The 17,513-nt window shown below is 48.4% G+C and carries 20 protein-coding genes; 1 reads left to right on the top strand and 19 read right to left on the bottom strand.

Annotated features, from left to right (window positions below; genetic code table 11):
• Nucleotides 1-122 precede the first annotated feature (122 nt).
• The 6 genes from ACGHP1_RS03875 to ACGHP1_RS03900 form a co-directional block, all read right to left on the bottom strand.
• Nucleotides 123-1,220, bottom strand: coding sequence for a site-specific integrase (locus tag ACGHP1_RS03875; RefSeq protein ID WP_242957839.1), 1,098 nt, complete (start codon nt 1,218-1,220; stop codon nt 123-125).
• Between the two features lie 75 nt (nt 1,221-1,295).
• The gene (locus ACGHP1_RS03880) at nt 1,296-1,496 is read right to left on the bottom strand and encodes a helix-turn-helix domain-containing protein (protein ID WP_005927005.1); all 201 of its coding nucleotides are present in this window, start codon (nt 1,494-1,496) and stop codon (nt 1,296-1,298) included.
• A gap of 132 nt (nt 1,497-1,628) precedes the next feature.
• Nucleotides 1,629-2,441 (bottom strand): DUF6551 family protein, encoded by an 813-nt coding sequence (locus ACGHP1_RS03885; RefSeq protein ID WP_390507833.1) that lies wholly within the window; start codon nt 2,439-2,441, stop codon nt 1,629-1,631.
• Nucleotides 2,432-3,106 (bottom strand): type II toxin-antitoxin system PemK/MazF family toxin, encoded by a 675-nt coding sequence (locus tag ACGHP1_RS03890; RefSeq protein ID WP_390507835.1) that lies wholly within the window; start codon nt 3,104-3,106, stop codon nt 2,432-2,434. The genes ACGHP1_RS03885 and ACGHP1_RS03890 overlap by 10 nt, the downstream gene beginning before the upstream one ends.
• 68 nt (nt 3,107-3,174) lie before the next feature.
• Nucleotides 3,175-3,402: a hypothetical protein gene (locus ACGHP1_RS03895; RefSeq protein ID WP_015538297.1), complete on the bottom strand. Its 228-nt coding sequence runs from the start codon at nt 3,400-3,402 to the stop codon at nt 3,175-3,177.
• 358 nt (nt 3,403-3,760) lie between these two features.
• Nucleotides 3,761-4,249, bottom strand: coding sequence for a sigma-70 family RNA polymerase sigma factor (locus ACGHP1_RS03900; RefSeq protein ID WP_005946633.1), 489 nt, complete (start codon nt 4,247-4,249; stop codon nt 3,761-3,763).
• 741 nt (nt 4,250-4,990) lie between these two features.
• On the opposite strand from ACGHP1_RS03900, the gene ACGHP1_RS03905 reads away from it, so the two are divergent.
• Nucleotides 4,991-5,497: a helix-turn-helix transcriptional regulator gene (locus ACGHP1_RS03905; RefSeq protein ID WP_339395858.1), complete on the top strand. Its 507-nt coding sequence runs from the start codon at nt 4,991-4,993 to the stop codon at nt 5,495-5,497.
• Nucleotides 5,498-5,619: 122 nt separating this feature from the next.
• Here the strand turns inward: ACGHP1_RS03905 and ACGHP1_RS03910 are convergent, their stop codons facing one another.
• The 13 genes from ACGHP1_RS03910 to ACGHP1_RS03970 all read right to left on the bottom strand — a co-directional run bounded on the left by ACGHP1_RS03910 (nt 5,620) and on the right by ACGHP1_RS03970 (nt 17,457).
• Nucleotides 5,620-5,841 carry a hypothetical protein gene (locus ACGHP1_RS03910; RefSeq protein ID WP_390507838.1) on the bottom strand — a complete coding sequence of 74 codons (222 nt, stop codon included), beginning with the start codon at nt 5,839-5,841 and terminating at the stop codon, nt 5,620-5,622.
• Nucleotides 5,842-5,980: 139 nt separating this feature from the next.
• Nucleotides 5,981-6,406, bottom strand: coding sequence for a response regulator transcription factor (locus tag ACGHP1_RS03915; RefSeq protein WP_097793460.1), 426 nt, complete (start codon nt 6,404-6,406; stop codon nt 5,981-5,983).
• A 75-nt stretch (nt 6,407-6,481) separates the two neighbouring features.
• A complete protein-coding gene (locus ACGHP1_RS03920; RefSeq protein ID WP_390507841.1) occupies nt 6,482-8,230 on the bottom strand; it encodes an ABC transporter ATP-binding protein in 1,749 nt (582 codons plus the stop codon).
• Entirely contained in the window at nt 8,231-10,015 is a 1,785-nt protein-coding gene (locus ACGHP1_RS03925) for an ABC transporter ATP-binding protein (protein WP_339395861.1), read from the bottom strand. It lies immediately after the preceding gene.
• Nucleotides 10,016-10,141: 126 nt separating this feature from the next.
• Complete coding sequence (locus ACGHP1_RS03930) at nt 10,142-11,608, bottom strand: ABC transporter ATP-binding protein (RefSeq protein WP_390507843.1); 1,467 nt, start codon at nt 11,606-11,608, stop codon at nt 10,142-10,144.
• The gene (locus ACGHP1_RS03935; RefSeq protein WP_097793456.1) at nt 11,605-12,357 is read right to left on the bottom strand and encodes an energy-coupling factor transporter transmembrane component T; all 753 of its coding nucleotides are present in this window, start codon (nt 12,355-12,357) and stop codon (nt 11,605-11,607) included. Before ACGHP1_RS03935 ends, ACGHP1_RS03930 begins: the two co-directional genes overlap by 4 nt.
• A complete protein-coding gene (locus tag ACGHP1_RS03940; protein ID WP_097776306.1) occupies nt 12,357-12,953 on the bottom strand; it encodes an MptD family putative ECF transporter S component in 597 nt (198 codons plus the stop codon). The genes ACGHP1_RS03935 and ACGHP1_RS03940 overlap by 1 nt, the downstream gene beginning before the upstream one ends.
• 141 nt (nt 12,954-13,094) lie before the next feature.
• Nucleotides 13,095-14,060, bottom strand: a complete 966-nt coding sequence (locus ACGHP1_RS03945; protein ID WP_154255331.1) for an AraC family transcriptional regulator — start codon at nt 14,058-14,060, stop codon at nt 13,095-13,097.
• Between the two features lie 278 nt (nt 14,061-14,338).
• Nucleotides 14,339-14,857, bottom strand: coding sequence for a hypothetical protein (locus ACGHP1_RS03950; RefSeq protein WP_055191375.1), 519 nt, complete (start codon nt 14,855-14,857; stop codon nt 14,339-14,341).
• Nucleotides 14,858-14,982: 125 nt separating this feature from the next.
• Nucleotides 14,983-15,321 (bottom strand): helix-turn-helix domain-containing protein, encoded by a 339-nt coding sequence (locus ACGHP1_RS03955; RefSeq protein WP_055191373.1) that lies wholly within the window; start codon nt 15,319-15,321, stop codon nt 14,983-14,985.
• A gap of 161 nt (nt 15,322-15,482) precedes the next feature.
• Nucleotides 15,483-16,865, bottom strand: a complete 1,383-nt coding sequence (locus ACGHP1_RS03960) for a relaxase/mobilization nuclease domain-containing protein (protein ID WP_215697284.1) — start codon at nt 16,863-16,865, stop codon at nt 15,483-15,485.
• 50 nt (nt 16,866-16,915) lie between these two features.
• Nucleotides 16,916-17,158: a hypothetical protein gene (locus ACGHP1_RS03965; RefSeq protein WP_146746953.1), complete on the bottom strand. Its 243-nt coding sequence runs from the start codon at nt 17,156-17,158 to the stop codon at nt 16,916-16,918.
• A 23-nt stretch (nt 17,159-17,181) separates the two neighbouring features.
• Entirely contained in the window at nt 17,182-17,457 is a 276-nt protein-coding gene (locus ACGHP1_RS03970; RefSeq protein ID WP_055191361.1) for a hypothetical protein, read from the bottom strand.
• Nucleotides 17,458-17,513: the final 56 nt, after the last annotated feature.

Consider the following 17,513-nt stretch of genomic DNA (forward strand, 5'->3'; position numbering starts at 1 on the left):
TTTCACGTTAGAAATCGTTGGATTTTTTTGTTTGTGGGCTGACCTCATTTGGTTTTGACCACAATTTTGACCACAATGCCAACGATTTTATCTGGTCTAATTAGTGCCGTTCCGTCCAATTTTCAGGCCGAAAATGCCTCACTGAACAACTGGATCGCACTCTGCCGAATGGATTCCTGAACATGGAGATAATGCTCAGTCATCTCGGTGTCGGCGTGGCCTACGATGCTCTGGATGGTCTGGATATCCACGCCCAACGCCTGCATCTGCGACACATAGGTGTGACGGCAGCTGTGCGGCGTGAGCAAGCGGACATCGCCCGCTTCTTCCAGAGATTTGCGAAATACATCCCGGAAATGGGTGGGATTGCAGGGCAAGCCGGTCTTGGGACTTTCCCAGATGAACTGGTCGGTGGTATCCCGCAGCTTGATGGCGCACGGGCGGACATTCAGCGGCACCGGAATATCCCGGATACTGTCTTTGGATTTCGGACTGCCGATGCTGACGGTACCTTTTACGACCTTTACTGCCTGCCGGATGTGAATGACAGAGCCATCTTCTTCAATAAACTGCGGCTCCAAAGCCAGAAGTTCCTGCATTCTCATTCCAGTGCCGAGCAAAAGTCGGATGCTCAAGCCCATGCGGTCATCGGGCAGCACCTTCATCAGGTGTGCGACTTCCGCTGTGGTAAAGGCTTCCTTGCGCTTTGCGGTTCCGGTTGCCCGCATCTTTTCAGCAAGCCGGACCGGGTTGCGGCGCACAAGGTCATTGGCTTCTGCCTTTTGAAAGATCTGGTAGAGCATCCCTCGTGCCTTGCTGATGTAAGAATCCGAGCGGCCATCACGCCGCATCCCTTTCAGGAAGTTTTCGATGTCGATGGGGCGTATGACGGTCAAGGGGCGATGGTAAAATCCCTCTTTGAGCATTTTCAGGCAGTATTTATAGCTTTCCTGTGTCGTGGGAGCGATATTATCCTTGTGACCCTCGAACCATGTATCTGCCCAATCCTCGAAGTACAGAATCGTGTCCAGCTGGACACCGCTGATAAGCGCATCCTGATACTCTTTCAGTTTGAGCTTGACCTCCTTCTGAGTCTTGCCATAGAAGGTCTTGAAGCGCGGCGAACCATCTTTCTGGTAGCCGTCCATCATACGTAATTCCCAGCGACCATCGCTGCGGTGGCGAAGCGTACCCTCGCCGTGTGAACGTTTGCTTGGCATATTGCCTCCTTCCTGATGTCAAGTCGTTTCGGGAATAGTATAGAAAAAGAAACCTCTTGAATCAAGGATGTCGGATCAGCCATTTACGCTGTCCGTGATCCACTGAAGAAAACGGTCTTTGGGTACGACCATCCGCTTACCGATGTGGAGCGTGGGAAAACCGTCCGAACGGAGCAGGATGTAAGCGTTGGCGCGGGAGATGCCCAGCGCAGCAGCGACATGATCGGCTGTCAGGGTGATGGGAAGCTGCTCATACGAAGTGAACTGAGAGCGCATAGAATACCTCTTTTCTCTATATGTTGTGTTAAATGAATACAGGAATGCTATATATTGCACTTTGATATGTAACAAGGGGCATCTGCGGTTTGCGGATGCCCCTTGTGTATATGGGAGGAATGCCTGTGAATATCAGAATTTCATCGGCAGTGCGTCTTTTCTGCACTTGCCGTTGTAGGCGGTGTAGATGGGGAAAACGTATTTTTTCCATCCGCGCAGCTTTGCGGGGTCGTCCTGCCCGATGCGGTAAATATCGACCGGGTGGATGTTGCGCAGCGCACGGAGCAGCCGTTCTTCACTGAACTCGCCGTGGTACAGCTCCACAAAGTGCATCATGCCTTTCAGAACAGATGCCCGGAACGAATCGGGCTTGCCCTCCCATGCTGCCACGATCAGCCGCATCGTTTCACAGTAGAGCGGTTCGCCCATCTGCTTGTAGAGCCGGAAAGCCGTACCAACGCAGCCGATGCGGTAATCAGTCAGCTGCTGGCTGTCATAATTGAGACTCAACCCCACCCGGTTGGTGGCTGCGAGAAACGCCTTGGAAATGGCATCGCCGCCCACCACCTTGGCACGGAGCCTGATGCCCGCTGTCAGCGGCGCAGAGAAGCCGTTCTGCTCGGCAAAGAGCAGGGCTTCCTGCTCCACGGTCATGCCCGTGTACACCTTGCAGAGAATCGGCAGATCTTTGCCGCCGTTGCGGAGGATGCGCCCCTCGATGGTGTGCTGCCCATCCGTTACGATGAACTGACCGTTGCGGAAACTGACCTTCGGCTCATTTGCCACATATTCGTTGAAGTGGGCGGCGATCAGTTCCACACGCTTGCGCTCCACACCGCGCTGATACAGTTCGCGGGGGTAGACCAGCTTGCTGCTGTGGATGACCATGAGCTGGTACGGCGGGTTGACATGGATGAAGGGATTGGTGTTGTCTTTCAGGCGCATCGCATTTCCTCCTTGATTCTCCAGATGTACGTTTCGGCTTCTTTCAGGATTTCAGCAACCTGCTGCTTACGCTTTGGGATGGTGAGCAGACTTGGGTTGAATGTGAAGCTGTATTCCAGCCGCTGGATCATTGCGTGTACCGCAGCTTCCAGTTCGGTGTACAGCATCATGTCCTCGACACTCCCAGTATCCTCAAAGGATGATTTGATGGGCGCGTAGGGATAGATGGGCGGCTTGCCGTCAACCACCTCAGGCGGCGCGTAAGCCGCCGTAGAGCGGATGATGGGTGGAAGCCGCTGAATGCTCCCCATCGGGTTCAGGGCAAGGCTGGCACGGACAGCATCATCCACCCGGCTCATTTCTTCCGGGGTGAGGTGTCCGAGATATTTCAGAACCCTGCTCTTGTCTACGGTAAAAATCTGCTCTGCCTGAACGATGGATGGTACGGAGAGAAACTCGTTCACCAGCAGGCAGTGGGTCGGCTGGGTATACTTTTTTGCCGCCTTGCTTGTCAATGTGGCCACGATCAGCGTGGGCGAGTAAAAATTTCCCACATCGTTCTGAAGAACGACTGCCGGACGATTCCCGCTTTGCTCTGAACCGATGGCGTTGTCGAAACGGGTGAAGAAAATGTCTCCACGCTGGAATTTCCAGTTTTGAATCAATAGCTGCCCTCCTTTTGCAATATGTACACCGCCCGCTGCACCTCCTTGGCAGTGTGCGGTGTGTTTGTTCAACGGTTCATCACAACGTAGTCATGACCGCGCCGGGTCTGGCAGACTGTGCAAGTGTCCATGCTCCGGTCTGCGCTGGGAACAATGGCGATTTTGAACGCCTTGGATTCTACAAAACTACAAAGGCAGACACCGCAGAGCGTGCGGATGGACCGGATCATTTCTGGGGTCAGTTCCATTTCCTCGTAGATCGCTTGCTCTAAGGTGGTACGGTCGTTCTCGTTCATAAAACCTCCTATGTAGGACGAAAATGTGGATATATGGAATAAGTAAAAAGAACAGGCGTGGACGAAGACCGAAAACAGCATTCGGCCACGCCTGATTTAATAAGTTAAGGTCTCGCATATTCGCCCTCGGCTCCCTGCGAGTGGGGCATAAACATCTGGCAGCGGACTTGTACCGCTTCATTGGCATTTCAGCCACCCCGTCTGCTTTGTGACCGGGCCGCGAATTACGGAAGTATCATTATCGGAGTACCAGATGACGGAACTATTCAGTTTTCAAAGAACATGAGTGTAGACATTTCGTTCAGCGGCTTTCGCCATCTGGTGAATTGCCCTTACACTTACGAGCCATCGAGAAGGGTCAATTCGTAGCATTAAAATTGAAGTTTTTCAAAAATTTAGTAATTCTCTTGATTTTTATGCTAATAGTGGGGCGGGATACGCCGTAGACTTTAGATATTTCAGTGATGTCGTATCCCTCGTAAGCGTACATGGTGATGATTTCCAAATCTTCGACTTTCAAAGTTTCGAGCGCAGTAAGCAACTGTTCGTTCTCAATCTCACCAATCCATGCAAAACGGCTTTTGGTTTCGTGGTAGGTATCCGTTACGGTAACGGCTTTTTCATACTGCTTGAAGTCGCTGGTTTCCTTGGCTGCGCAATCATCGGCAGCACCAGAAACCGTCATTGTGTTAGTGATGTAGGCACGTTCGCTATTAAGAACACCCAAATCAAACTCGTACATAGCCTGAATTGCATCTTCGCTCATTCCTGCTTCGCGGTACTGCACACGAAGATGCTCCCACTTTGCGTTCAGCTTGCGACGTTCATTGCCATTATTGAAACTCATGTGTAACCTCCAAATTTTCGATAAAACGTGAAAAGTCGAAAATTTGGAGATGCTACGGATATTTCGCCGCTTGGGGCAGCCATGAAAAGAGGGCAAACATAAAACCTGCTCCTTTTCGGGAGCAGGCCATCTGAAGCTATAAAAAATAGCCGGACAACAGCCGACCGAAAGATTGAAGATCTTTCAGTCAAGCTGCTGCCCGGCTATTTGGTGCTACGTTTCATACATCACCCGGAGGTGACGGCCCGTTGCTCGGTGCGAACAGTCCATATTCAGAGTGCTTTGCACCCGATTCTTATGAAACCAATGCTTACTTGGCTCGAATGGAAAGGTTGAGCCATAACATTTCCCGGCAACGCCAGCATTTTATGTGGATGAATCCAGTGCAGTCGGCGGTCATTCGATAGAGCTTTATATTGCACTTGGGGCAAAACTGCCAGTGTTCTGTAATTGCTTCCTTCTTATGATCGAGCATGACTTTCCCTCCCAAATATAAAGTTTGCTGCGGTATTATGGGAGAAACGGCGGACTGCGACACCTTGCCCTTAAAAGCGCAAAAACGCCAGCCTCCCATTGAGGGAAGCTGGCGCAATATAACACATCGGCACGATTGTGGATGGTGGAACGGAACGATTGTGCTTGCTTTGGGGCGGTCTGGCTTACGGCAGCAGACAGGCTTTTTTTGATGCGTTACCCCAATAAAAAATCACAGTTACCTCCACAAACGGCAACTGTGATCAGATGGCGCGTAGAATCGCCCAGGCGAGTTACCGTTTTTTTATAACTCGACCGGGAAATGTAAAAATCGGCACGATAGGACAAAATCACTGGAATGATGATGTTATACCGTTCTTTCCGCAAGAACGATACAATACTATTGAGGTGATGATGATGCCGAACGCGGATGCGATTGCTTTAGGAAAGCAGATAAAGGCTGTCCGAAAAGCGATGAAAATGACACAAGAGCAACTGGCACTGAAAAGTAATGTTTCGGTGAAGTATATCGCCAATATTGAAAATGGAAAACAGAATCCTTCTTTTGACATTTTAAGTGCAATTCTCCATGTTCTGCCACTTTCCTTGGATTCGGTTATCAACCCGAACTTATCAGAAGCAGAGCGCGAATGTCGAGAGTTAGAATCGATTTATTTTGCTTGTCCGCCAGAAATGCGAAAAACTCTGTTGGACGCCACAAGGTCACTTGCAATCCATTTGACAGAACTTTCAGAACAGAACAAAAACACCTAAGCTGCCAGAGTGGACGTTACGCTTCTCTCTGGCGTTCTTTTGTCGGAATACGCAATATTCTAACAGGTCATTCAATAAAATCACGTGAAAAGCAAACGAATTACACAATAAATTTCTCGTAATCAGTCTCGTTGTGGATTTTGAACCTCTTTTTCAATGGCAAGATCATTTTCTAGCGTATCATATAGTTCTTGTGGGGTACGGCATAAGACTGCGTAGAAGTTGATAGAAGCACCCTCATTAAAAAGCCGTACATACCCCCATCGACATGGGAGAACCTCTAAATAGGATGCCGTTTGCAAAAAATCTTCAAACTCTCTCAGAACATCTTCGAAGGATTGCATCTTACCGCCTCCTAAAATCTTTTTTCTATATTTTAGAAAAGATTATTTCCGATTGCAAGGATGTCAATTTTTATCTATCCAGCTAACGATAAAAGCCATACTCAAGGTTTAAGTTACCCATTGAGTATGGCTTTTATCGTTATAAGGAATCTTTTTTCACTGAAATGTTCGGCATAAATTGGTAGCCGAGGTTGGAGATCGTTCGGATATAGACAGGTGCAGCTCTATCATCCTCGATTTTTTGCCGGATGCGTCCAATTGTATTGGTAACAGCAGTCAGGCAGCTTTCACTATCCTGATGCCACACGGCTTCAAATATCTGCTCTTTTGTAAACAATTGCCCCGGATGCCGTGCCATTAAACTTAAAACGCCATATTCGTAACGGCTCATGTACACTTCCTGTCCGTTTTTGAAAACACGACGGTGTTCTAAGTTTATTTCCAGACCGGGATAATTCAAAGTGTCTGGCGCAGCACGGTTCATTTCAATCCACTCAAAAATCGTCTGCTCTTGGGGAGGGCAGTGGCCCTTCGTGATACGAACAATAACTTCAATTTTTTGCATAGAATTCTTCTAGAATCTTTGGTGAACAACTTCTCACAGACATTTAATGCTCCGCATCGCATACGCTGAATTTTGTTAAGCAAGGCTCCATCCAGCCGCATTCTTTCGGATGTTGACAAACTCCTGATAAATGCCGGGCTGCTTCAAAAGTTCTTCGTGCGTGCCCTGCTGTGCAATCTGGCCGTTGTCAATGACCAAAATCTGATCGGCATTCTGGATGGTATTCAGACGGTGGGCGATTACGAGAAGTGTCTTGCCCTTTACCAGTTCCGAGATGGCCTCCTGAATATAGCTTTCGTTATCAGTATCTACGCTTGCGGTAGCTTCATCCAAAATGATGATAGGGGCATCTTTCAAGATGCAGCGTGCAATCGAGATGCGCTGCTTTTCACCGCCGGAGAGTGTAGCACCGCCTTCACCAACTACGGTCTGGAATCCATCAGGCAACGCCATGATGAAATCATAGCAGCGGGCCTTCTTAGCAGCTGCATAGACTTCTTCCTCTGTGGCGTCCGGTTTGCCTATGCTGATATTGTTGTAAATGGTATCTTGGAATAAGTACACTCGCTGGAATACCATGCTGATCTGCTCCATCAGCTCTGCCAAAGGCACGTTCCGAATGTCCATACCTCTTATTATTATGCTGCCAGATTTTACATCCCAAAGCCGAGCCAGCAAATTGGCAATAGTAGACTTTCCGCTGCCAGAAGGTCCGACTAAAGCAGTCATAGAATCTTTCTTCATGTCAAAGCTGATATGATGCAGAACTTCTTTGTCCTGATAAGCAAATACAACATCGTTAAACTGAACTTCTGGCTGTCCCGGCTGTGCCTGTGCAGGAAGATGCTGCTTGCCCGTGTCGGGAAGTTCAGGCTCATTCAGGACTGCTTCAATGCGGTCAAGAGCTGCATTCATAACGGTAAGGCGAGATGCTTCCCCATAAAGAGCTTTCAGCGGTCCAAAGAGGTCAAACACAAACAGCAGAACACCAAGCACATAGGCCAGCGGAAGTGCGCCGCGCTGTTCCAATACAATCGACAAGCCGAAAATCGCCGCAATACCAATGCCGTAAAGGATATTCAGACTCATTGTCCATGGTGTCATTTCCTGCTCAAAAGCAAGGGAGGTGTTTCTGGAACGCTGGAAATTGTCAGTCAATTCTTCTGATTTTTCGCCCAGCAGGTTGTAGCTCTTGATGACGCCAATGCCCTCCACAAAGGATAGCACCGCATCGGTCAGCCGTTCGCTCTGCTCCTGCCGCTCTGCGGCTTCCCGCAGGGAAACCTTGTTCATTCCTTTTGACACCAGCCATGCCAGAACCGTGACGGCGGCAGCAATCAAACCAAGCTGTACGTTCAAATAAAACATGAATACCAGCAGAATCAAGGAGGACAGCAGATAGCCCATCATGTTGCCCAGCGTACTCATAGCGACTTCTTCAATGAATACCATATCCGTGCTAAGAACAGAGCTGATTTTGCCAATGTTGCCGGAAGTAAAATAGCCCATCGGAAGTTTCCGCAGATGGCTGCCCAGTTCCATGCGTTTATCCGCAAACATCAAATATCCTGCGGCACTTTGCAGGCTGTCGCTGAGGTAATGAACAAGCATTTGCACCAACACTGCTGCGGCAAGTCCAAGGCCGATATAAAGGCAAGTCTGGCTGGTCAGTGTGTCAGCTGCAAAGCGGCTTAAAACTACAAAGGCAAGAACGATTGGCATTTTTGACAAAATGGATTCCAAAAACGCACAAACGAATGCACCTTGAATACGGCCTTTATAACGGCCGGAGAGTTTCAAAATTCTTGAAAACATCGCAAACATTTAGGCTCCCTCCTTTGCAGTGTGTACTTTCCATTCGGCACTGTCCTGTGCGGCTTTCCACAATTTCTGATATTCAGGGCAGGAGCGAATCAAATCCTGATGCTTACCCGCTGCTACCAATTTTCCGTGGTCGATGACACAAATTTGATCGGCATTCATAATGGCGGGCAGTTTGTGAGCAATCACCACGAGGGTCTTGCCTTTTACAAGTTCTGCAATGGCTGCTTCCATCTTTTCTTCATTTTCGGGGTCAGCATAGGCTGTTGCTTCATCAAGAACTACAATGGGGGCATCCTTTAAGATTGCTCGCGCCAGAGAAATACGCTGACGCTGACCGCCGGAGAGCATTTTTCCGGCATCGCCTGCCATGGAGTGAATGCCCTGCGGAAGTTTTTCAATGAACTCCATGCACTGAGCTTTCTTTGCGGCCTCTATTACTTCTTCATCCGTTGCAGTCAACCGACCGAGCCGGATGTTTTCCAGCAGAGAAGTATTAAACAAATACTGATCCTGCGCCACATAGGAGATACGACTGTTCAATGCTTCAAGGCTCATATCGCAAAGTTTCTGTCCGCCGATGGAAATGCTGCCCTTTTGCGGGTCATAATAGTGAATCAGCAGTTTTGCCAAGGTACTCTTGCCGGAGCCAGATTCACCGACAAGAGCAGTTTTTTGTCCAGCCTTTGCCGTAAAGGAAATATCATGGAGAACTTCATCCTCAACCACCGCGGGCTTTCCATCCGGGCCGGGCTGTGTTGTCTGGTAAGCGAAAGAAACATGGTCGTAAGTAACGGTGTCATCTATTCCATGGAATCTATCACTCGTCTGCTGAAGTTCCGGCGCATCCAACACCTGCTCCAATGCGGAGATTTTATAGTTGAGCTGGGGCATGGTTGGCAGAAAGCCAAGAGATTTCAGCAGCGGCATACCGATACTCAAAGAAAGACACAGCACCAAAATCAAATTGGGCAGAGCCGACCAGCCGCAGAGGACAAACCATGCACCCACAGGCAGGGTCAGGATGATGGTACAAGGAAGCAGGCTGCTGTAAATCGCCATCCACGGCCATGCCGCCCTATACCATGCCAGTGTATAGTTCCGATAATCTGATATATCTTTGCGGAACCGTTCGTAAGAATCTGCGTCTTTATTGAAAACCTTGACGACTTCCATACCGTTGATGTACTCAATAATGGTATTGTTCATCTTTTGCCCGGCCATATAGTAAGGTCCCATTTTCTTCATACCAACGGAATACATCGTCATCATGGCAACTAAGCTAAGCGGAATGGATGCCAAAGATAACAGTGCCAGCTTCCAGTCTACAAAGAACATTGCCACATAAACTGCAATAGGAACCATCAGGTTGGCGATGCCCTCCGGCATAGAGTGTGCCAGCAGAACTTCCAGACTGTCTACATCGTCCACGAACAGCTTTTTCACGGTGCCAGTGCCTTTGTCCTGAATAACACCCAGCGGCAGTTTTTCAAACCGTTTTTGCAGAGCCGTCCGCAGGCGGAGCAGCGTGTCATAAGCTGCTTTATGAGAGAGATTCAGGCCCCAGCCATAGAAAAGAGCTTGCAGCACCAGACATACCAAGACCAGTATGACATGCTGGATGATAAAGGAAGCAGTGATTGCCTCCCCCATGACCAGCGGTGCAATTACCTGATATGCCAGCACAAAGGGAAAAACACCCAGCAGAACACTGACCAGCACGATGGCTGTTGCAGCATAGAGGCCTTTTTTATGAGGTCCGGCATATTCAAATACTTTTTGGAACATAAGCCCTCCTTATATTGAGCCGTACTGTCTGTGCTTCAAAAACAAGAGGCCGCCAAAGTAAAGCGGCCTCTTATCATTATCTTTCTGTCCAGTCAAGGCGGCCCTGACATTCATAATTTCTAAAATTCACTGGCGGATTCGGAAAAAATCCAAAACCTTTTTACTGCCGGATTCGTCCAATGGATAGCTTTCTTTTATTTGCCCTTTTTCCATATGGACTACATACGAACATCCCGCCATCACCAACTCCGGATCATGCGTAATAACAAGAAGCGTTTTGCCCTGATCCGCGAGTGACTTCAAACTCCGCGCAACTTCCCGCATATGTTTGAGATCAAGCCCGCTGGTTGGTTCGTCAAACACAATGATCTCCCGGTTACTCACAATGGCAGATGCGATCGCTACCCGCTGTTTTTGCCCGCCGGAAAGAGAAAGCGGGTGCCTGTCTTTATATTCCAGCAGATCAAACTGTTTAAGGATTTCATCTGCAACAGTTTCATCCTCGTTGTCCATGCTCAGAAGCACTTCATCCATCACGCTTTCGGTAAATAGCTGATGGCTGGTATCCTGCATTACCATGTAGCAATGTTTGAGCCGGGCTTTCCAATCAAGGGTTTTCCCGTCAACCTGCAAAAGGCCACACTTCTTTTCCAGTCCGCAAATACAGCGGGCCAGAGTAGATTTTCCAGCGCCATTCAGGCCGATAATGGCAATCGTTTCTCCAACAGGCAGTTCAGCACTCGGAATATGGAGGCTTTCCGATTCCCGCTTTTTATACGCAAAGCAGAAATTTTGAAATTCCATCAGTTTAGCTGTATGCGCCTGATACTGATTCGCGGGTTTCAACTTCGAGAGAGAAAACGGCCGTAGCCCCATTTCTTTTCGAGTGCTATCCGATAAACTGTCAAATTCAGCAGGCGTGTATTCCCGTTCAATCTCCCCATCTTTTACATACAGCACACGATCTGCAAGATCGTGAAGGTAATAAAGGCGGTGTTCTGCAATCAGAATTGTTTTGCCCTGCTTTTTCCAGAGGCTCAAGACCTGCCGCAGGTCATCAATAGCAGCCACATCCAGATTAGAAGATGGTTCGTCAAGGACCATAATTCCCGGTAGCAATACACTTGATGAAGCACAGGCTATTTTTTGCTTTTCGCCCCCGGACAGAGCAAACACGCTTCGCCCCATCAAATCTTCAATATGATAATCGGAAACTGTACGGTCAATCCTTTTCAGGATATCTTCTTGGGGATAGCCTAAATTTTCACAGGCAAAGGCTAATTCACTATCCGTATCCACGTTGAAAAACTGACTTTTGGGATTCTGGAATACAGATCCCACCATAGCAGCCAAGTCATAAAGCGGCGTATCTGATACGCTTTTTCCGTCCAGAAGGACATCGCCCTCTAAATTACCTTCGTAATAATGAGGCACCAGCCCGTTTACCAAACGGGTAATCGTTGTTTTCCCGCAGCCGGATTCTCCCGTGAGTAAAACAAATTCCCCTGTGTTTATGGTGAGATTGACATTTCTAATCCCTCCGCCGCTGGATTCTTCACCATAAGAAAAAGAAACATTTTGAAAATCTATCATGGCAAAATCCCTCCTGCGGAAATTATCGGGGAAGCAATCGCCCAAAACACTACAAAGCAACAAAACAAGATCAGCACCACATCGGCAAAATTGAATTTAAGCTGGCAAATGTTTGTGCGTTTGACAGGAGCGCCGAGGCCACGGGTAATTGCCGCAGCGGAAAGTTCCTCACCGATTTTCACGGAGCAGGTAATCATCGGGATCAGCTTATACTCCAATATTTTTGAAGGTTTTTTCCCTCCAAGTTTAATCCCACGCATTTTCATAGCGTCACTGATTGCTTCTGACTCCTGAAAGACAGTTGGAAAGAAGCGGAACATGACCGTCAAGGGGATCGTCACTTCTTTAGGCATATGGATTCTTTCCATGCCGGAAATCAATTCACTGACCGTTGTTGTTTTCACTGCATAGGCAGCAATCGCAACACTGGGAAGGATTCGGCAGAAGAATCCTGTTGTAAACAGAACGAGGAAATTCAATATCCCCGTAAGGTGCGGCAAAACATAAATTTGAACAGCAAAAAAAGCAGAAAACACAGCAATATAGCCCACAGCTTTTGCACATTGTTTCGAGGTAAGCAGCAATATAGCCGGAACCGTACAAAGAACAAGGCGGATCAGCCCCATAGCTTCTCCGCCTGTTCCACCCATGACAAAAATGCTTATGATGAAGATGAGCAACAGTTTTGTACGCGGATCGAGCCGTAGCCCTTGTTCTGTTTTTTTGCTGAGCAGAATTTCCCGCGCCATTATGCAATACCGGCACGCTGGAAGTGCTTTTTGCAAATGGCTTTCCCAATCATACCTCCGACAAGGCCAAACACAAAGCAGGCAACCAGCAGAATAGGCGCAATCCACATAGGCATATATGTATTAAGGGTAGCTGCATATTCAGCGCCGTATCCTTCAGTCAACATTACCATATAGCTTTCACGGTTCAGGAAAATGGGAGCAAAGTTGCCAAACACCCAGATGCTGAACACGCCGCAGGAAAGAACTGTACTCTTTGCACTTTTGTAGTCCGCCTTTTTCAGGATCACGTCGGCCAACAGGCCGCCAACAAGACCAGTTACCATAGTAAGATAGCCGTTGCCGAAGAACACCATGATTAGGCCAATCAGGAAACCCATGATTGCAGTCATCCCGAATTTTTTAGCCTTTGTAACATACAGCATATAGGGGATGCCGCCAATCAAAGGGCACAGCACCGCCATCAGCGGAATAAAAACGGGGATAAAGCCAAGCATCGCCACCAGCATAACAATCACGACATAGATGACGGTGTAGATGCCGATAGTAATTAAATCTTTTCCCTCAAGCCGGGAACTTTTTTTCTGGGAACTCATACCAGTATCCTCCTTATCTCTGAGAAAATGAAAATGTGGTGTGGTTAGCTTCCTCTAATCACACCACATATAATAGCAATTTGCGCCCACGATTCCAACCCAAAACCAATTTTATTCTACCCAAAATCAGTATTTTTGCATTTATCCAATCGTAGCTTCTGCTTTATAGTTTTTCGGATTCACTCCGTATTTCCTTTTGAACGCCGCTGCGAAATTGCTCGCTTTTGAATATCCCACCAGTATAGCCACCTGGCTGACATTCAAATTACTTTCTAACAGCAGGCTTGCCGCCTTTTCTAACCGCTGGTCGATGACATACGCATGAACCGATGTTCCGAACAGGGAGGAAAAGCCCTTCGTCAATTTTGAAGTGCTGATATTGACCTGCCGCGCCAATTCCTCGCAGCTCGGAGCCAGGGCAAGCTGGCTGTCAATAATTCGCTTTGCCTCTATGATGGAATCCCGGTCACTTCTGGAAATTGCAACGTAGGTTGACGCGAGAATACTCAGCTCCAGGACCTCGCTCAAATATACCGATAGCAGCTCAAAGACCTTGCTTTCCAGAAACAGGTATCCCAACCCGCCGCGATATTGCGTGAAGTCTTGCAGCTCCGCAAAAATGTGTTCCATATAGGGCGTGATATTCACCTTTGATATGCCGTCCAATAATTTTTTCTGATAGACCTCGATCTCACCAGCCTCAAAGTAGTCATTCAGAATCTTATAGAAATAGGATAGAGGTATTTTCACATTTTTGAAAAGGAAATCGCTCTTTTTAGAATAGCACAGATATTCCATTTTCCCGTGGCCGCGATAAATACAGGATTCACCCTTTTGTATGCTGGCACTTTGCCGGTTGTCTGCAATATTCCAGGAAACACCGTCATTGAAGCAGAACAGCATTTGTATGTATTCTTCACTGCTCACTCCCTGCACGTTCATATCCGAAAAGTAATTCATTCTCCAGTCTGAAACAACTGCTCCCTGTTTCGTGACGATCTGCGAAATCTGACCGGTTCCCATGTCTGTCGGAATATCTATGGTGATCGTCTGCGGTGAATTAGAGAGCAGATCACGATAAAGATTATTCATGTATTGATTTGTCATGTATGAGCGCCCTCCTTATGGTTAGCTAAAGCTAATAACAGCTTACAACACCAACCCGGAAAAGTCAATTTGTATTCCTTGTGTAGCCAGAGCCATGATGGATCACACCATGAATGGAGGTTCAGCCGTGGCCTTTTAAGGTAGGGTTTCGATAGCAAGCAGTGCAGACGTATATACATCTGCTTATTTTGCTCTGCAAAATGCTTGTTGGGGAGTGCCCCAAACCCCTTTGATCTGCATTTTTCCAATGCAGGCTGCGCGTCCCGGCGGGACGCTTTTTACCCTGTGATGCTCTCCGGGTCATTGAGGACTTGCATGAGGTGAGATGCGGCTTCTGCCAGAGAAGCATACTTCATCTGTTCCGGGACGGGTGCATTCAGAAGAGAAATGCCCCATTCCTGCATACAGTCCGCAAATTCCTTTTGCGCTAACAGTGCAGCATCCCGGCGCACCTCCGGGGTCACTGCGTCGTCCAAAACGTAGTCAACGTTAAATTTTCCGTTGCGGTCCTCGGTCAACTCTACCATGGAGTAATGCTCCTCCCAGTAGTGGCAATACCAGACCCTGCCGCCAATTTCCTCCATGTCGGAGCGCAGATCTTCTTCATCGTTCCATTGCGAAATCTCGGAAAGAATGCTTTGCAGCTGCTCATACGCTTGCTGTTCGGCAAGGGTGACTTTTTTGCAACGGTATTCCCGTTGGATGGTGCGCTGCCAGTACAATGCCAACTTCCCTTGTTTTGCCCGCTCGATCGCATCCTGAATGTCGGCTAAAATGCTGTACTGCGGTTCTCTCATTTTGACACCCCCGAATCAATTCTTTAGGAAATAATACATCCTATAAGAATGATTATAGCCGAAAGGAATGCAAAAGAAAAGCGCATCGGCTAAATTTCAGCCGATGCGCTTGCAAAGTTTGCGATTTATTCTTCGTTTGTGAGGTAGGGGAGATTGCTGATATAGGTATCCAGCAAATCGAGGGCAGCTTTCTTCTGGATGGGGGTCAAGCCTTCCAGTCGCTTGCGGATCTCGTCGTCGGTCACATGAGATGCACTGGGAACCAGATCACACAACAATGTGTCTGCGGAAATATTCAGAGCGTTCAGAAGTTTAACAATGGTGGCAAGGCCGGGTTCCTTTAAGCCACGCTCTACCATGCCGATATAGTTGGAGGAAAGCTCGGATTTTTCCGCAAGTTGTTCCAGCGTCAACCCATGCTTTATACGCTGCTCCCGCAGTCTCTGTCCAAAAAGCTCTTTCATAGCGCAACCTCATCCTATCGTGTTATTTACACTCCATAGGATACCTGTTAAACGCATGAACATACACAATCGAAAGAGATGAACAATTCCGTTAAAGATTGAACTAACAAAAAAGATTGCCGGAAGCAGACCTCTTACGGTCAACTCCCGGCAATTTGTTCTTATCGAGCCTGCTCGTTCTCCTGTGCTGGCTTTTCTTCCGCAAAAAATCGTTCCACGTTTTTCTGTGCCCGAACCAGTCCCTGCATCTCATTCCGTGCCTTGCGGTAGTCCGGGTAGGCGGCTTTCTTCTTGGTTAGCAGTTCTGCAAACTCCGCATCCAGTTCCTTAACCTTCGGCAACTTTTGCATCTCAGCCTCGTCAAAGGCAGCTTTCGCCGCCTTGTGCAGAGTAATCTCCTCCCGGTGAGCGTCCAGAAAGGTTTTGCTGTACCCGGCTTTCCGATAAGCAGCGTACACATCACGGGTCTTGGCATAGTTGATGATGTGAGTTTTCAGCACGGCGATTTCGGTCAACCTCGCTTCTGCCGCTTTGATGGCATCCCCCATAGCATGATAGCGTTCCGTTGCCGCCGTCGCACGTTCCCGCAGTTCCTCTGCGCTACCGATTTTTTGCTCCTGCAAGAACAGCAGGGTTTTGGACATCTCTTTCAGGTTGAACTTGGTTGCCCACTTTTTGTAGCCGACACTTTTGCCCTCTGCCATTTTCCCCTGAATATCCACCAGCAACTGGAAGGGCTGCTCTTTGGGCGGCTTCTTCTGGTACGGTTGGTGTTTCACCTTGCCCTCCAGCACCGCCTTGATTTCATCCTCGCCATAGCCGGTGCCCAGTGTACGGAACCGGATAAAACGTTTCTGCCCCTTGCCCTTCACCGACGTGTACTTGCCACGTTTCACCTCATATCCCTGCCGCTCCAGCTTTTGCAGAAAAGTTTCGTAATCTCCCGGCTTTTCTGCAAGAATGGTGTCGATGATTCCGCACAGGCGGTCACGATTGCTCTCTTTCGGCGGGTAGACAATGCGCTTTTGACGCTCCCGATAGGGCTTCTTTTCAATGACGGACAGCTGATGCTCTAAGCAAATCAGGTCACTCAACCGCTGCACTGCCAACGCCGAAAAGAAAAAATCCCGGAACTTCCTGCTGCCATCCAACGCTGTGGAGTTGAAGATCACATGGTTGTGGATGTGCTGCCGGTCCGTGTGCGTTGCCACGACAAAGGCGTGCTTGCCCTTGGTAAAGCGCATAGCCAGTTCGTAGCCCACCTTGTTAGCCTCCTCTGCGCTGATCTCACCGGGTCGGAAGGACTGCCGTATCTGATAAGCAATTACATCGCTTTTCTGCCTGCGTCCGTTTACAAGGTCGTACTGCCGCTTGGTAAGCATAAACTCTTCATCTGCCGTCAGGGTGCTGCAGGCATAGCTGCTGACATACTGGCCCTGCTCGGTCTTATCCGGGTTTTCGATATAGTCCGTGCGATTTTTCAGGCAGGCCGCAACGGTCATGCTTTTGTTTTTGTGCAGCGCAATCAACCGTGTTGCTGCCAGTGCCATCACCTCCTACAAAAAGAAAATGCCGCACATCGGCGGCATCAAGATTATTTGGATAACTTTTCGTGATCGGCAGCACCTGCCAGATACATGGCTTCCTGCCGAACACTTTCCAATTCGTTACTGATTGCATCCAATTCCAGATAGAGGCTCCATGCTTCTTCGCCGATAAGAGCTTTCAACGCAATCTCTGCGGCAATCTTTTTCTGGATCAGTGCACGATATTCATCATCGTCTGCAAGTTGTCGTTGCAGAATATCTTTCAGATTTTCCCAATAATAGTCGGTCATAGCATCTGTGTCCATCTAATCCCTCACAATCCGGCAACCCAGCCATTAAAACGCTCCGCCGCATCCACGATCAAAGCCCCCATGAAGATCAGCGCAAAGCAGCCAAACTCTGCCACCAGCAAGATCAAAAACTGCAGCCACTCCTGACAATAGAGAGTATAGAGGCCGCAGCCGAAAATATACAGCATGGGCAGTGCCAGCACAAACGCCGACAGGTTCAGCGTCCATTTCAGCATCAGTACCAGAAATGCACTGAGGAGAACCACAGGAAATAGGAGAACCCTTGCTACGAATTTCATATTGACACCGCCTTTCTGCTTTCAGTATATGGATAGAGCATGAGCCTGTCAATGGT

This window comes from Faecalibacterium sp. i21-0019-B1, assembly GCF_042852915.1.
Taxonomy (GTDB): Bacteria; Bacillota; Clostridia; order Oscillospirales; family Ruminococcaceae; genus Faecalibacterium; species Faecalibacterium taiwanense.

What these genes read in the sequence shown, in the direction of transcription:
- ACGHP1_RS03875 (WP_242957839.1), bottom strand. Translation starts at nt 1,220, where the DNA reads ATGCCAAGCAAACGTTCACACGGCGAGGGTACGCTTCGCCACCGCAGC.
- ACGHP1_RS03880 (WP_005927005.1), bottom strand. Translation starts at nt 1,496, where the DNA reads ATGCGCTCTCAGTTCACTTCGTATGAGCAGCTTCCCATCACCCTGACA.
- ACGHP1_RS03885 (WP_390507833.1), bottom strand. Translation starts at nt 2,441, where the DNA reads ATGCGCCTGAAAGACAACACCAATCCCTTCATCCATGTCAACCCGCCG.
- ACGHP1_RS03895 (WP_015538297.1), bottom strand. Translation starts at nt 3,402, where the DNA reads ATGAACGAGAACGACCGTACCACCTTAGAGCAAGCGATCTACGAGGAA.
- ACGHP1_RS03900 (WP_005946633.1), bottom strand. Translation starts at nt 4,249, where the DNA reads ATGAGTTTCAATAATGGCAATGAACGTCGCAAGCTGAACGCAAAGTGG.
- ACGHP1_RS03905 (WP_339395858.1), top strand. Translation starts at nt 4,991, where the DNA reads ATGGCGCGTAGAATCGCCCAGGCGAGTTACCGTTTTTTTATAACTCGA.
- ACGHP1_RS03910 (WP_390507838.1), bottom strand. Translation starts at nt 5,841, where the DNA reads ATGCAATCCTTCGAAGATGTTCTGAGAGAGTTTGAAGATTTTTTGCAA.
- ACGHP1_RS03915 (WP_097793460.1), bottom strand. Translation starts at nt 6,406, where the DNA reads ATGCAAAAAATTGAAGTTATTGTTCGTATCACGAAGGGCCACTGCCCT.
- ACGHP1_RS03920 (WP_390507841.1), bottom strand. Translation starts at nt 8,230, where the DNA reads ATGTTTGCGATGTTTTCAAGAATTTTGAAACTCTCCGGCCGTTATAAA.
- ACGHP1_RS03925 (WP_339395861.1), bottom strand. Translation starts at nt 10,015, where the DNA reads ATGTTCCAAAAAGTATTTGAATATGCCGGACCTCATAAAAAAGGCCTC.
- ACGHP1_RS03930 (WP_390507843.1), bottom strand. Translation starts at nt 11,608, where the DNA reads ATGATAGATTTTCAAAATGTTTCTTTTTCTTATGGTGAAGAATCCAGC.
- ACGHP1_RS03935 (WP_097793456.1), bottom strand. Translation starts at nt 12,357, where the DNA reads ATGGCGCGGGAAATTCTGCTCAGCAAAAAAACAGAACAAGGGCTACGG.
- ACGHP1_RS03940 (WP_097776306.1), bottom strand. Translation starts at nt 12,953, where the DNA reads ATGAGTTCCCAGAAAAAAAGTTCCCGGCTTGAGGGAAAAGATTTAATT.
- ACGHP1_RS03945 (WP_154255331.1), bottom strand. Translation starts at nt 14,060, where the DNA reads ATGACAAATCAATACATGAATAATCTTTATCGTGATCTGCTCTCTAAT.
- ACGHP1_RS03950 (WP_055191375.1), bottom strand. Translation starts at nt 14,857, where the DNA reads ATGAGAGAACCGCAGTACAGCATTTTAGCCGACATTCAGGATGCGATC.
- ACGHP1_RS03955 (WP_055191373.1), bottom strand. Translation starts at nt 15,321, where the DNA reads ATGAAAGAGCTTTTTGGACAGAGACTGCGGGAGCAGCGTATAAAGCAT.
- ACGHP1_RS03965 (WP_146746953.1), bottom strand. Translation starts at nt 17,158, where the DNA reads ATGACCGACTATTATTGGGAAAATCTGAAAGATATTCTGCAACGACAA.
- ACGHP1_RS03970 (WP_055191361.1), bottom strand. Translation starts at nt 17,457, where the DNA reads ATGAAATTCGTAGCAAGGGTTCTCCTATTTCCTGTGGTTCTCCTCAGT.